9 protein-coding genes are annotated in these 13884 nt (G+C 66.3%); 2 read left to right on the top strand and 7 right to left on the bottom strand.

Annotation, left to right across the window (positions count from 1 at the left end; genetic code table 11):
* Positions 1 to 231: 231 nt before the first annotated feature.
* Both MUH00_RS15120 and MUH00_RS15115 read left to right on the top strand, forming a co-directional pair.
* Positions 232 to 3444 carry a type 2 lanthipeptide synthetase LanM family protein gene (locus MUH00_RS15120; RefSeq protein WP_246999959.1) on the top strand — a complete coding sequence of 1071 codons (3213 nt, stop codon included), beginning with the start codon at positions 232 to 234 and terminating at the stop codon, positions 3442 to 3444.
* 121 nt (positions 3445 to 3565) lie between these two features.
* Positions 3566 to 3784: a DUF8119 family protein gene (locus MUH00_RS15115; RefSeq protein ID WP_246999954.1), complete on the top strand. Its 219-nt coding sequence runs from the start codon at positions 3566 to 3568 to the stop codon at positions 3782 to 3784.
* Between the two features lie 64 nt (positions 3785 to 3848).
* Here MUH00_RS15115 and MUH00_RS15110 read toward each other — a convergent pair whose 3' ends face one another.
* The 7 genes from MUH00_RS15110 to MUH00_RS15080 form a co-directional block, all read right to left on the bottom strand.
* Positions 3849 to 4316, bottom strand: coding sequence for a universal stress protein (locus tag MUH00_RS15110; RefSeq protein WP_246999946.1), 468 nt, complete (start codon positions 4314 to 4316; stop codon positions 3849 to 3851).
* Between the two features lie 3 nt (positions 4317 to 4319).
* Entirely contained in the window at positions 4320 to 6014 is a 1695-nt protein-coding gene (locus MUH00_RS15105) for a VC_2705 family sodium/solute symporter (protein ID WP_246999944.1), read from the bottom strand.
* Positions 6011 to 6460: a DUF4212 domain-containing protein gene (locus tag MUH00_RS15100; protein WP_246999943.1), complete on the bottom strand. Its 450-nt coding sequence runs from the start codon at positions 6458 to 6460 to the stop codon at positions 6011 to 6013. The genes MUH00_RS15105 and MUH00_RS15100 overlap by 4 nt, the downstream gene beginning before the upstream one ends.
* Before the next feature lie 56 nt (positions 6461 to 6516).
* Complete coding sequence (acs, locus tag MUH00_RS15095; RefSeq protein WP_246999942.1) at positions 6517 to 8493, bottom strand: acetate--CoA ligase; 1977 nt, start codon at positions 8491 to 8493, stop codon at positions 6517 to 6519.
* A gap of 321 nt (positions 8494 to 8814) precedes the next feature.
* The gene (locus MUH00_RS15090; protein ID WP_246999941.1) at positions 8815 to 10995 is read right to left on the bottom strand and encodes a bacterio-opsin activator domain-containing protein; all 2181 of its coding nucleotides are present in this window, start codon (positions 10993 to 10995) and stop codon (positions 8815 to 8817) included.
* A 144-nt stretch (positions 10996 to 11139) separates the two neighbouring features.
* A complete protein-coding gene (gene acs, locus MUH00_RS15085) occupies positions 11140 to 13131 on the bottom strand; it encodes an acetate--CoA ligase (RefSeq protein ID WP_246999940.1) in 1992 nt (663 codons plus the stop codon).
* Between the two features lie 249 nt (positions 13132 to 13380).
* The gene (locus MUH00_RS15080) at positions 13381 to 13872 is read right to left on the bottom strand and encodes a universal stress protein (protein WP_246999939.1); all 492 of its coding nucleotides are present in this window, start codon (positions 13870 to 13872) and stop codon (positions 13381 to 13383) included.
* Positions 13873 to 13884: the final 12 nt, after the last annotated feature.

Here is a 13884-nt window from a genome sequence, read left to right as displayed (position 1 = left end):
CGAACGCCATGTCCGGTATGAGAAACCACGTCGTTGACGACTCGATCGACAAACAGGCGTACGACGCGGAATTCGTGGCCGACGATTCGTCGGAGTCCAGTTGCCCGATCTGGTGTACGTGCCCGTAACGGGTGGTCGATTTCGGTCCCTCGAGAATCGACGGCTCGGGGCGTCGCCGATCAGCGGGAACCGCACCGAGAACGAACTGCATCTTTTCCGATACATGAGACGATGACTTCCGTGTTTACCGACGAACAGCGGCGCGAAATCGTTGGCCGTGCACGCACACTCTTCGAACGGATCGAGGGCCCGACGAACGTTCGAGGCGACGCCCCGCCGATCGATCCCGACCAGATCGTCGACGCGTGGAACGCGCGATTCCCTGACGACGAAGCGTTCCGAAACCGGCTGTCCCGGGACGGACTCTCCGAAGAACTGGTCCGCGAACACGCGGCCGCGACACGCTTTCCCGCCGACGAACCGCTCCCCGACTGGATCGACGCGCTCGAGGCGCTGATCGGATACGTCGAGGCGTGGTCGCCGGAGGAGCAGTCGGCAGTCCGAGTCGACGATCTCCCGTTCGTCGACCTGCTCGTCCCGATCGCCGAGTTCGCGCGAGAACGCGTTCCCGAGGCCGCGGTTTCGGGGGACGCGCTCGATCCGATGGTCGAGTGGCTTCTCCGCAGGCTCGAACGGCTTTGCGTCCGGCCGCTGTACGTCGAGTTCAAAAGCCGCGTGGCCCGACGCGATCCGGACCGCGCGCGGGCGGAGCCGGACGCGTACGCCGATCCCCCGACGACGTACTACGAACGGTTCGTCGAGTCGGCGTTCGACGGCGGGTTCGCCGATCTCTGTCTCGAGTATCCGGTTCTCGCCAGACACCTGGTCCGACTCGTCTGGGACTGGACGGACGCCGTCCTCGAGGTCTCTCGGCGAATACGGGCCGATCGTCGAATCCTGCGCGATCGCTTCGGTGCCGTCGGCGCCGTCGAATCGCTTCGGCCGCTCGGCCGAGAAACGCACTCGAACGGGCGCATCCCGATCCGCGTCTCGTTTTCCGGGTCCGACGTCGTCTACAAGCCGCGCCCGGTCGATGCGGGGATCGCGTTCTACGAGATTCTCGATCGGCTCGATGAGCATCTCTCGATACCCTCGTTCGATTCTCCGACGTACGTCCCGCGAGACGGATACGGCTGGATGGAGGCGATCGAGTATCGCGATCCGGCCGACGATGCCGCGGTCGAACGGTACTACGAGCGCGCCGGGGCGCTCGTGTGTCTGGGATACGTCCTCGAGTTCATCGACGTGCAGTTCGAGAACGTCATCGCCGCCGGCGAACATCCGACGATCGTCGACGCGGAGACGGTCTTTCACCCGTACGTCGAGCCGACCGGGAAGAATATACGAACCGGCATCGGGAGGACGCTCGACGAGTCCGTGTTCCTCACGGCGCTGGTGCCGGTCGACGCCGGCGTTCCGGACGACTTCGACGGCGTCGACTTCCGAACCGCTACCGGCGCCGGTTCCGGGCGCGACAGCGATCGCCACGGGCAGTTGAGTCCGAGGGAACAGAAAGCGAGGGTGCTCGCCGGCCTCGGAAGTCGGAGCGGGGCGACCCGGTTGTCGGTCCGGACTCGTCCGGTCATCGAGGCGGTGAACACCGACGTGATGTCGGTTACCTTCGAGCCGGTAACGAGGGATGCAACGACCAACACGCCCACCGTCGATGGGGACGACGAACCGCCGGCCGATCATCTCAACGCCTTCGTTCGCGGATTCGACGAAACCTACCGGACGATCGCGACGCTGCATGCCGACGGACGCTTCCGTTCGGAAATTGCGCCGGCGGAGCTGATCGCCGGGGTCGAAAACCGGCTCGTGTACCGGCCGACTCACCGGTACACGGCCGCGCTTCGGCGGATGGGCGGACGAGAGTCGCTGCGGGACGGCGTTCGGACGACGGTCGAAATGGAGGGGCTCGCGGTCCCGTTCTTCGACGGCAGCATCGAGACCGACGAGTACTGGCCGTTGTACGCGGCAGAACGGGCGGAACTCCGTCGGCTGGACGTTCCGCGGTTTACGTCGTGCATCGACCGGCGGGCGGTAGAGCACCGGGGGACCGATCTCGGCGTCGCCGCGGACGAATCGGGATACGAACGGTGTCGTCGCCGCCTCGAGACCATGAGCGACGACGACAGACGTCGCCAGATCGGGATACTTCGGGAGTGTTACGGGGATTCGGGGACGGAAACGGATCCACCGCCGACGGCAGTCGACGCGACCGACGATCGGCTTCGCACGGCGGCCGTCGAGGCGTTCGACGACGTGCTCGAGTCGGCCGTCGAGACGCCCGCGGGTCCCGCGTGGACGTTCGTCGATCCCACGCGCGCCGGGACGACCCGGCTGGTCCTTTCGGACGATTCCCTCTATTGCGGGACCGCCGGAATCGCGCTGACCGCGGCGGCGCTGTACCGCGCGACCGGACGACGCCGGTATCGACAACTCGTTACGGAGATCTTCGAACCGTCGCTCGATCGCCCATCTCCGCCACGGGGACCGGTCGATCTCGGCGGACCGAGGGGGATCGGATCGACGATCTACGGTCTCTCGGCGGTCGCGGACCTCCTCGACGAGGACCGGTTCCGGCGGGCCGCGATCGACGCGGCGGGTTCGGTATCCGAAGACCGGCTCGGGGCCGACGGCACGGCCGGCGTGATGGCGGGATACGCCGGGACGTTGCTGGCACTGCTCGCGTGTTACGAACGGTTCGGCGACGCGACCGTCCTCGAGAGGGCGCTCCTGTGCGGCGACCGTCTCCTCGAACGGGTGACCGACGGTAGCAATCGAGTCCGGGGACCGGCCGGCGGAACGCGACGGACTGCGGGGTTCGCACGCGGGTCCGCCGGAATCGCGTACGCGCTGGTCAGACTCGCCGCGGTAGCGGGAGAACCGCGGTACGCCGAGCCGGTGCGCGACGTCCGTGCGACGGATCCGGCGACGTCGGCGTCGGTGGTCGCACCGCAATCACGTCACGCGGACTGGGACGGCGAGGGCTGGTGTTGCGGCCGAAGCGGGATCGCGCTTTCGTGGATCGGCGTCGCCGAGCGGCTCGGGGCGCCGAGGTACCTCGAGGCGGCGACCGCTGCGCTCGGTGCGACCGCTCGTTCGGAGCGATCGCCGCTTGACAACCTGTACTGTGGGAACTTCGGTCGAGTCGAGGCGCTACTCGTCGGTTCGAACCGCGGACGCTGTGACGGCGACGTCGCAACCGAATTCCTGGGACGGTGTCTTCCGCGTCGGGAACGCGCGGGTTCGTTCTCCCTGACCGGCCACTCGCGATCGGCCGTCAACCCGTCGTTTTTCGGCGGGATCTCCGGAGTTTCGTACACGCTTCTTCGCGTTCTGTACCCCGATACCCTCCCGTGCGTGCTCCTCCTGGAGTAAGCGACGACGCCCTCGCAGTCGGCGCCGCGGTTCCCGTCCCCCGAACGCCGATAGGCTTTTTCAGGAGCCGGAAAAACTCGTACTCCATGGCTGAAACCGGGGTTTGGCGGGTGAGTGATCGATGACCGGAATCCGCGAGCGGCTCGAAACCGCCCGCGAAGAGCGCTGGGGGATCCTCGCCGACTTGGTGTTCGCGATCGTCTGGGTGACGACCGTTGACTTATTCTTCAGGCTGGTCGACGGCCCGACGTGGGCGTACTACATGCTCATGGTCGCCGGCGTCGTCGCGTACTTCGGCTTCTTCACGAGCCTCAAGGTAGCGAAGGAAACGCAGGAGTAGGCCGATCGACGGGGGCGGCGCTGATCGGCGTCGCGTCGAAAAAACTTCGGTTGATCCGATTCGGTTAGTCGCGGTCGTCCGCTCGCGCGTCGACGACGAGGACCGGAACCGTCGTCGATCGGAGCGTCCGTTCGGTGACGCTCCCGAGCAGCGCCCGGCTGATGCCGGAGCGGCCGTGGGACCCCATCACGATGAGGTCGATGTCGTTGTCCGCGGCGTAGTCCTCGATGAGCGCGTGCGGTCTCCCGGCGGAGACGTGCTCGACGACCTCGAGGCCGCGCTCGCGGCCCCGCTCGGCGACGACGTTCGTCGCGGCCTCGGCGCGTTCTCGCACTTCCCCCATCTCGCCGTAGTGGCCTTGTCGGATGCGGTCGACCTGTTCGACGCCGAGGCTGAGGCTCATCGAGTCGGTGTCGACGACGTACAGCGCGTGGACCGTCGCCCCGTACTTCTCGGCGATGTCGAGCGCGTGTTCGATCGCCATCTCGGCGGTTTCGCTGCCGTCCGTCGGAACGAGTATTTGTTCGTACATGGATCAGTCGTCCGCGGGGGTCTGGCCCCCGTCGGTTGCGACGACGTCTTCGGCGGTCTTGTGCTGGCCCATCGGTTCGGGGCTGTGACACTGCCGGACGATCCGCTTGGTCTCCATCGGCGGCTCGGTGGTCACGAGCGAGACGATGATCGTGACCGCGAAGACGATCGGCAGGGAAACGAGTGCCGAGCCGATCGCCGGCATCCACTGTGCCAGTCCAGCCGACAGCGGCGCCTCGAGGGACGAGATGTACGTCGGAACGATCTCGTTGATCATCGGGATCGACCAGAGGACAAGCCCGGTGGTCATGCCCGCGAGGGCGCCCTGGCGGTTGGCGTTCTCCCACCACATCCCGATGAAGAACATCGGGAACAGCACGGTTCCGGCCAGCGCGAACGCGTACCCGACGAGCGCGGCGATCGACGACGCGGGGTTGAGCGCCGCAAGCGTCGTGATGGCGCCGAGCACCAGGATGCTCAGGCGGCCGACGAGGATCTGCTCGCGCTGGGTCGCGTCCTCGTTGATGATGTTCGTGTAGATGTCGTGGCTGATGGCCGACGAGCCGGCGATGAACAGCCCGGCGACCGTCGCGATCGCCGCGGCGATACCGCCGGCCCCGACCAGTCCGACGAACCATTGGGGCAGTTCGGACAACTGGGCCGCCAGCACGACGATGACCTCGCTGGCGGCGCTGCTCATGCCGGGGTCGCCGTACGCCGGTCCGATGTCCTGGCTGTAGAGGGAGGTCCCGAACGCCGCGAACGCCGGCGCGCTCCAGTACAGGAGGCAGATGAAGAACAGCCCCCAGACGGTCGACCAGCGGGCCGTCCGCTCGCTTTCGACCGTGTAGAACCGGACCAGCACGTGCGGCAGGCCGCAGGTGCCGACGATGAGCGAGAACGTGGTCGCGATCCACAGGTAGTAACTCGAGTGGGTGAACGGTTCGGAGAACTCGGCGCTGAGGTCGTTGATCAGCGCGCCGTACTGGATCTGCGGGAGCACCGTCGAGTAGCCGTTGACGTAGCCGACGACGAACAGGCCGGCCAGGAACGCCACGATGAGGATGACGTACTGGACGGCCTGGTTCTTCGTCGCGCCCAGCATGCCCGACAGCGTCAGGTAGCCCACGGTGATCGTCATCATGAAGATGACCATCATCTGGTAGCCGTCCAGGCCGGGGATGAGGCCGCCGTAGTCGCCGAAGATGTACAGGCCGACGAGCGCCATCCCCTTCGCCTGGCCGATCGCGTAGACGAACCCGATGAGGAACGTCGTGACCGCCGCGATCGCCCGCGCCGTGTCGGAGTTGAAGCGGTCGCCGACGAAGTCGGGCGCCGTGTACTTCCCGAACCGGCGCAGCTGCGCGGCCATGAAGATGAGCAGTATGAAATATCCCGTCGTCCAGCCGACGACGAACACCAGCCCGTAAAACCCGGCCAGCGCGATCGACGCCGCCATGCCGAGGTACGACGCGGCCGACATCCAGTTGGCGCCGATGGCCATCCCGTTCTCGACGTTCCCGATGGAGCGGCCGGCGACCCACATGTCCTCGGTGTCGGCCACGCGGAACATGTACCCGATGGCGAGGAAGAGTCCGAGCATCCCCAGCACCAGGATGGCCGGAACCGTCTTGAACGAGATGTTGAGCGCGTCGGGCAGGAGGCTCTCCTGCAGCGGGACGACCGGAACCCCCGTCATTCGTCGGCACCTCCATCGGTGGCCGCGGCCTCGGTGCCGCGGTCGGTCTCTTCGATGGTCGCGTGGTCGATACCGTACTTCGCGTCGAGCGCGTCACGCTTTCGCGAGTACCAGAACGACAGGATCAGCGCGCCGGTCGGCGCGCCGAACGCGACGAGGAAGTAGTGCCACGGGAAGCCAATCAGCGGCATCTGGGTCGTCATCGCGTCGGTCGCCAGGTACGTCGCCGTCACCGGCCCGAACACGATGAGCACCCAGATGACGAAGCCCGTCCAGACCACCCGAAGGTGGTCGCGCATGAACGGCGTGCTCGGCTTCAGAATGTTCACCTCCCGGTTGAGATAGTCGGTGTTTCTGTGCTCCTGGGCGGCCGATGACGCCACGCCACCGTCCGTCTGGAGTTCGTTCGATTCGTCCCGCGGATTCTGAGTGGTATTGTCTGCCATATTTTGAACCGTGATAGTTCGTTTCCGTGTGTATCCTACATATAAGTTGAGGACGATTACTCGGCCTCGACCTGATCGGCGATCTCGTCGACGATCTCCGGATTACGGAGCGTCGAAGTGTCGCCGAGTTCGTTCCCGCTCGCGATGTCCTCCAGCAGGCGGCGCATGATCTTCCCGGATCGCGTCTTCGGCAGTTCGGGCGTGAAGATCACCTCTTCGGGCCGGGCGATCGGGCCGATCGAAGTGTCGATCGCCTCGCTGGCCCGCTCGTCGAGGTCGTCCTGGTCTTCGTATCCGTCTTCGGGGATCGCGTAGACGTATACCGCTTCGCCCTTGACCTCGTGTTCGCCGCCGACGACGGCGGCTTCGGCGATCCCTTCGACGCCGACGACGGCCGACTCGATCTCCATCGTTCCCAGACGGTGGCCGGAGACGTTGATCACGTCGTCGACCCGACCCAGGATGGTGATGTAGCCGTCGTCGTCCAACTTGGCGCCGTCTTCGGGGAAGTAGACCCATTCGTCTGCGTCCTCGTCGGAGTACTCCGCCCAGTACTCCGAGAGGAACCGATCGTCGTTGTTGTACAGCGTCCGCAGCATCCCCGGCCACGGGTTGTTGACCGTGACGTAGCCGGCTTCGCCGCCGGACACCTCCTCGCCCTCGGCGTCGACGACGCGAGCGTCGATCCCCGGCAGCGGCGGGCCGGCGGAGCCGGGCTTCATCGTGTTGACCCCCGGCAGCGTGGTGATCATCATGCCGCCGGTTTCGGTCTGCCACCAGGTGTCGACGATCGGACACTTCTCGTTGCCGATGTGCTTGTAGTACCACTTCCACGCGCGCGGGTTGATCGGCTCGCCGACCGTTCCGAGCAGGCGCAACGAGGAGAGATCACAGCGTTCGGGGTACTCTGCCCCCCACTTCATGAACGCGCGGATCGCCGTCGGCGCCGTGTAGAAGATGTCCACCCGGTTCTCCTCGACGATCTCCCACAGGCGGTCCTTCTCCGGATAATCGGGCGTTCCCTCGTACATGACGGTGGTCGTCCCGAGCGCGAGCGGCCCGTAGACGATGTAGGAGTGGCCCGTGATCCAGCCGATGTCCGCCGAGCACCAGTAGGTGTCTTCGGGTTTGATGTCCAACACCGCACGGGAGGTCCAGGCGGTGTACGCGAGATAGCCCCCGGTGGTGTGTTTCACCCCTTTCGGCTGACCCGTCGTCCCCGACGTGTACATCAGGAACAGCATGTCCTCGGCGTCCCGCGAGACCGGCTCGACCGACGCGCCCTCGTGGTCGGCCATGAGTTCGTCCCAGTCGTGCTGGTTGCTGCCCAGCGAGTGGCTGAGATCGTCGCCCAGCCGATCGACGACGACGACGTCCGAGACGTCGTGCTCGACGCTTTCGAGGCCTTCGTTGGCCTTCGAGATGTGGTCGAGGGCGTCGCCGCGGCGGTAGTAGCCGTCGCAGGTGACCAGGTACTCGCTCTCGGCGGCGTTCATCCGCGTCGCCAGCGCGTCCGCCGAGAAGCCGGCGAAGACGACCGCATGTGGCGCGCCGATTCGGGCGCACGCCAGCATCGCGATCGGTAGCTCCGGAATCATCGGCAGGTAGAGCGTGACGACGTCGTCCTCCTCGACGCCGAGGTCGCGTAACGTCGCCGCGAACGCTTCGACCTCGTTCAGCAGGTCGCCGTAGGTGTAGGTGCGGGTCTCGCCCAGTTCACCCTCCCATTTGATCGCGGCACGATTCTTGGCACCCTCTTCGACGTGGCGATCGAGGCAGTTGTACGAGGCGTTCAGCGTCCCGCCGGTGAACCACTCGTAGAACGGCGCGTCGTCGTCCTCGAGGACGGTCTCGTACTCTTCGTCCCACGAGAGGAGGTCGGCGGCCCGTTCCCAACACTCCGGCCAGTTCTCTTCGAATTCCTCGTATACCCCCGGATCGGTCACGTTTGCCTGCTCGACGAACGACTCGGGAGGCTCGAACGCGTCCTGCTCCTCGAGTCGTGCTTCGAGGTTGGCATTCTCCTGTGACATGATACACACTACCAATACACAAGAACCGTAGTAAAGACAGCATCTAGCTGTACAAAACCGAGCCGGCCGTAAGGCTCCTCACAAATTATGATTGTTGTTTAACATCACAAAATAAAGTCTGTTACGGATTCAGAACGGTTCTCGATTCGGCGAACCGGAACGGGTGACGACACATTTCGATCGTATTTCCCACGGAAAATACCGCCCGTCCGGGGTTGTCTCTAGAGGTTTAGGGTGTGCGAACCGACGCGGTGCGAGCGCCGGCGCCGCTCGACCGAGTCGTCGAGGGGCGTCCGGACTCGAGCCGATCGGTCCGTCCGATCACTCGCCGCTCGCCGGATCGTCGAAGAACGTCCGGAGCAACTCGTGTTGTCCCTTTCGCAGGTGATTGTGCAAGGTCGGCGACGAGATCCCCATCGCGTCGGCGACCTCCTCGGCCGTGCTCTCGCGCGGCCAGTCGTAGTAGCCGCCGAAGTACGCCGCCCGAAGCGCGGCCTCCTGCCGATCGGTCAGGCGATCTTTCAGCCCCTCGCGGAACTCCTGGGCGGTCTGTACCGTCCGTTCGGTTTCGCGCTTTCCGGCCAGTTCGCACTCGGGAAACGCCGAGCGAACGCCGTTGACGATGGTCCGGAGGTCGGCGTCGGCCGCACACTCGCCCGCGATCGTCGCGCGTCCCTCCTCGATCGTCGCCTCCAACACCGTCACGCCGTACTCCGTGAGCGTGAGCGTCGGCGTCGAGCCTTCGACGACGAACTCGAGGCGACAGCCGCCCTCGTAGGTCTCGATCAGGCGACAGTCCTCGATGCCGGGATCGGCCGCCGCCCGGTCGAAAATCTCGCTCGGCGGTGCACCTTCCAGTCGGGCGTAGTAGAGGTGGGTCGTCTCGGAGACGGCGACCAGCGAATCCAGTTCGAACCGGCAGCCGAATCGGCGCGAGGCGTCGACGAAGAACGAGCGATCGTCCCGGCAGACGAGTTCGAGTTCGAGAACCCGATCCGACAGGAGCAGGTTCCGCCGTCTGACGGCGGCGATCGCGTATCCCACCTGTCGGCCGATCGTTTCGAGCCACGTCCGTTCGGTCTCGTCGAACGCCTCCGGACGACCGGACGCGACCGTGAGCGTCCCGTAGACCGTATCTCCGTACGAGAGCGCTACGCGGGCGAGTGACACTGTCTCTACGTCGACGGACCCGGCGACGTCCGGCGCCTGCACGACAGCCACGTCCGCGCCGTCGGTCGGCGGATCGGTATCGCGCCAGTCCGTGGGAACGAGCGGCTCGACGGCGCCGGGTTCGATCCCGCCGGAGGCGCGCCACTCCCGCCGCCGGTCGGCGAGGACGGTCCGATCGATCCACGCGAACTCGTAGGCGCCGGCGGCGGTCAGCGCCGCGCACGTCTCCGTTTCGACCTCCTCGTGATCGGCCGCCGAGAGCAACGAGCGGGTGACGTCCCTGTGACTGCGGGCGACCGCGTACAACCGATCGAGCTCGTCGCGCGCCGAGCGGGCGTCTTCGACGTGTTCGTGGTAGGTCGAGACGTCGCAGACGAAAAGCGCGTAGCCGCGGTGGCGACCGTCTTCGCAGCGAAGCGGAGACACCGTCTCGACGGCCCGAAACCGCGATCCGTCGCCGCGAACCAGCCACGCGTCGCCCTCGTAGCCGTCGTTCTCGCGCGCTCGCTGGAGCGTTCGTTCGGGGACATCGCGATCGTCGTCGGTGTAGAACGTCGAGAGGTGCGTCCCGACGATCTCGCCCGCGCGGTACCCGAACATCGACGCGGCGCTCCGGTTCCACCGATCGACGTAGCCGTCCTCGTCCAGCCGGACGACCGCGCAGCGATCGCTCGCGGCGAACAGCGATCGGACGAGCGAGTCGTCGGAAATCGCGTGCGCCGTCGCCGTCTCGGGCCGGCCCCGCCCCTGATCGTTCGACCGTTCGACGCCGGCGAACGCGTCGACGAGTTCGTCGTCCGACGGCTCCGGCAGGTAGGATTCGAGCGCCTCGAAGCTCCGCCAGCCGCCCGCCGCCTTGACGGCGCGGGGATTGATCTCGTGGTCGACGAGGGCCGTTCGAGCGAAGTACCGCCGGAGATCGTTCGTGGCGACGTCGGCCAGCGACGGGTCGTCGACCCGCTCGCTCGCCCGATCGGCGACGCCCGACACCAGCATCTGGAGCCGCCGCGGCGTGACGGCGAAGATCGGATCGTCGTCCGCGAGGCCGTTACTTCGGACGTACCGTCGCAGTTCGCGTTCGACGTGCGTCGGCAGGTAGGCGGTTCGATCGGTCCGATCGCCGTCGTCGGTCGGAATCCGCAGAAAGTACCGCGGCGGATCGGTTCGGACCTGCTCGATGTCGCCGACGGTCAGCCGCGTCAGCTCCGGCGGTCGGAGACCGACCTCGCCGCAGAGCCGGACGACCAGCGCCTCGCGATACGTTTCCGCGGCGTCGAGGAGCGATTCGTACCGGCGCCGCGTGAGCCCGGCGTCGATCTCCACGAGACTCATGTTTCGCGCTTTCTGACGACGCGAACATAACTGTATCGTCTGCTCCGCTGCGATCGGTCGGAGAACCGGACATTCGGTTCTCGGCCCGAACGCGGTCCGATCAGTCCGCGGATCGCTAATTTCGGATTCTCTGGATCTGCGAAACTACTCGTCGACCGCGTCGGCACCGAAGATCTCAGCCTGGATCTCGCCGACGATCTCCGGATTCCGAAGCGCGCTCGTATCGCCCAGTTCCTCGCCGTTTGCGACGTCTTCGAGCAGGCGGCGCATGATCTTCCCGGATCGCGTCTTCGGCAGTTCGGGCGTGAAGATCACCTGTTCGGGCCGCGCGATCGGGCCGATCGTCGCCTCGACGTTCTCGACGATCGCCTCGCGGATCGCCGCGTCGGGATCGTTGTGTCCATCCGTGCTCACGTAGGCGTAGATCTCGGTCTCCGCCGTCGCGTTCGATCGGCCGACGACGGCCGCTTCCGCGACGCCGTCGACGTTGGTGATCGCCGATTCGATCTCCATCGTGCTGAGGCGGTGGCCGGAGGCGTTGATCACGTCGTCGACCCGACCCAGGATGGTGATGTAGCCGTCCGCGTCGATCCGGGCCGCGTCGCCGCTTTCGTACCACCATCGGTCGTCCCCGGGATCGGAAAAGCGCCGCCAGTACTCCGCGACGAACCGATCGTCGCCGTCGTACAGCGTCCGGGCCATGCCGGGCCACGGCCGAGCGAGCACGAGGTACCCGGCTTCATCCGGCCCGACTTCGTCGCCCGAATCGTCGACGACTCGGGCGTCGGTTCCGGGCAGCGCCGGCCCCGCCGCGCCGGGTTTCATCTCGTCGATCCCGGGCAGCGTTGAAACGGTGATGGCGCCGGTCTCGGTCTGCCACCAGGTGTCGACGATCGGGCACTCCTCGTTGCCGATGTGCTCGTGGTACCAGCGCCACGGACGCGAACTGATCGGCTCGCCGACCGATCCGAGGAGGCGTAACGACGAGAGGTCGTATCCCTCGGGGAACTCCTCGCCCCACTTCATGAACGCGCGGATCGCCGTCGGCGCCGTGTAGAAGACGTCGACCGCGTTTCGATCGACGATCTCCCAGAGGCGCCCCCGATCGGGGTAGTCGGGCGTTCCCTCGTACATGACGGTGGTCGTCCCGAGCGCGAGCGGCCCGTAGACGATGTAGGAGTGACCCGTGATCCAGCCGATGTCCGCTGCACACCAGTAGGTGTCCTCGGGCTTGACGTCGAGGACGGCGTGGGAGGTCCAGGCGACGTGGGCGAGGTAGCCGCCCGTGCTGTGGACGACCCCTTTCGGTTGACCCGTCGTCCCCGACGTGTACATCAGGAACAGCATGTCCTCGGCGTCGCGGGGAACCGGTTCGACGGTCTCGCCCTCGAACGCCTCGCGGAAGTCGTCGTAGTCCCGTTCGTTCTCGCCGAGCACGTGCGGGAGGTCGTCGCCGAGCCGATCGACGACGATCGTCTGGACGTCCTGTTCGAGGGCGATCCGGGCGTTGTCGGTTTTGGCCTTCTGGTTGAACGCGTCGCCGCGGCGGTAGTAGCCGTCGCAGGTGATCAGGTACTCGCTCTCGGCGGCGTCCATCCGCGTCGCCAGCGCTTCCGACGAGAGCCCCGCGAAGACGACGCTGTGCGGGGCGCCGATCCGAGCACACGCCAGCATCGCGATCGGCAACTCGGGAATCATCGGCAGGTAGATCGTAACGGCGTCGTCCTCGCCGACGCCGAGCGCGCGAAGCGCCGCCGCGAGTTCGTTGACCTCCACGTACAGATCCCGGTAGGTGTAGGTCTCGCGCTCGCCGCGTTTGCCCTCCCACCGGATCGCGGTGTGAGTCTTTCGTCCCGCCTCGAGGTGCCGATCGAGACAGTTGTACGAGGCGTTCAGCGTCCCGCCGGTAAACCACCGGTAGAAGGGCGCATCCTCGGCCTCGAGGACGGTATCGTACGGTTCGTTCCAGGTGAGCAGCTCCGCGGCCCGCTCCCAGCACGCGGGCCAGTTCTCGTCGAACGCCTCGTATATCTCTTCGTCCGTGACGTTCGCCTGTTCGACAAACGCCGCAGGCGGACTCCGAGGCGCCCCGGTGGGCGCGGGCCGTTCCCGTCCCCACCCGTTCCGATCGACCATGTCTCGTCCGAATCGATGTCGGTCAGACGAATAAACGTTCCTCCGAAAACCGGCTGCCGACGGGGGGATACCGACGGTCGAAGCGCCGATACCGTTCCGGCATCCTGAACGATTCTCCCGCCTGGATTCTGGTGATCGGCGTCTCGGCCCATCGATCGCCGTCGCCCTGATCCGATCGCCCGCGGGATCGCTTCGCCCCGCTGCGCTCTCGAGTCGTTGCGTCCTGTCCGCGGGCGATCGAACTCGGGTCTAAAACGTCGAGTCGATGTCCGAGACCTCTTCGGCATCGACCCCGGCGGAGGGGTGGCGGACGACGTACACGTCGTACCGGTGATCGTTCGCGACGGGGCTGCCGACGCTCGACTGCGGCGCGATCACCGAGCCGGCGTTTTCCGATCCGATGAACACGACGGACGCCTCGATCTCCGCGGCGATTCGGCGTATTTCGCGGACGACGTTCGTCGTCGCCGTCGCCGTCGGCTCGTCGGAGCTGACCCGTTCGACGCTGAACGTCGCCTCCGGGGCCACCTCGTCGGCTCGCGTCTGGATCCCCGCGGCGATTCGCTCCGGATCGAACGGCTCGCCCCTGGTGATCCACCCTCGGTCCGCGGCGTAGTCGGCGTCGTCGGGGATCACCGTGAGCACGACCACTTCCTCGTCGAGCAACTCGCCGAACGTCGAGGCCTTCTCGAGCGCCATCGCCGCCAGATCGGACCCGTCGAACGGAACCAGGAGCGTCATATCACTCCCTCA

It is taken from the genome of Halosolutus gelatinilyticus (assembly GCF_023028105.1).
Classification (GTDB): domain Archaea; phylum Halobacteriota; class Halobacteria; order Halobacteriales; family Natrialbaceae; genus Halosolutus; species Halosolutus gelatinilyticus.
Note: the sequence above shows the minus strand (reverse complement) of the source record. Positions and strands in the feature narration are given on the sequence as shown.

Bases quoted from the DNA above. Each gene is read 5' to 3' on its own strand.
- MUH00_RS15090 (WP_246999941.1), bottom strand. From the start codon at position 10,995: ATGAGTCTCGTGGAGATCGACGCCGGGCTCACGCGGCGCCGGTACGAA.
- acs (WP_246999942.1), bottom strand. From the start codon at position 8,493: ATGTCACAGGAGAATGCCAACCTCGAAGCACGACTCGAGGAGCAGGAC.
- MUH00_RS15110 (WP_246999946.1), bottom strand. From the start codon at position 4,316: ATGTACGAACAAATACTCGTTCCGACGGACGGCAGCGAAACCGCCGAG.
- acs (WP_246999940.1), bottom strand. From the start codon at position 13,131: ATGGTCGATCGGAACGGGTGGGGACGGGAACGGCCCGCGCCCACCGGG.
- MUH00_RS15100 (WP_246999943.1), bottom strand. From the start codon at position 6,460: ATGGCAGACAATACCACTCAGAATCCGCGGGACGAATCGAACGAACTC.
- MUH00_RS15120 (WP_246999959.1), top strand. From the start codon at position 232: ATGACTTCCGTGTTTACCGACGAACAGCGGCGCGAAATCGTTGGCCGT.
- MUH00_RS15105 (WP_246999944.1), bottom strand. From the start codon at position 6,014: ATGACGGGGGTTCCGGTCGTCCCGCTGCAGGAGAGCCTCCTGCCCGAC.
- MUH00_RS15080 (WP_246999939.1), bottom strand. From the start codon at position 13,872: ATGACGCTCCTGGTTCCGTTCGACGGGTCCGATCTGGCGGCGATGGCG.
- MUH00_RS15115 (WP_246999954.1), top strand. From the start codon at position 3,566: ATGACCGGAATCCGCGAGCGGCTCGAAACCGCCCGCGAAGAGCGCTGG.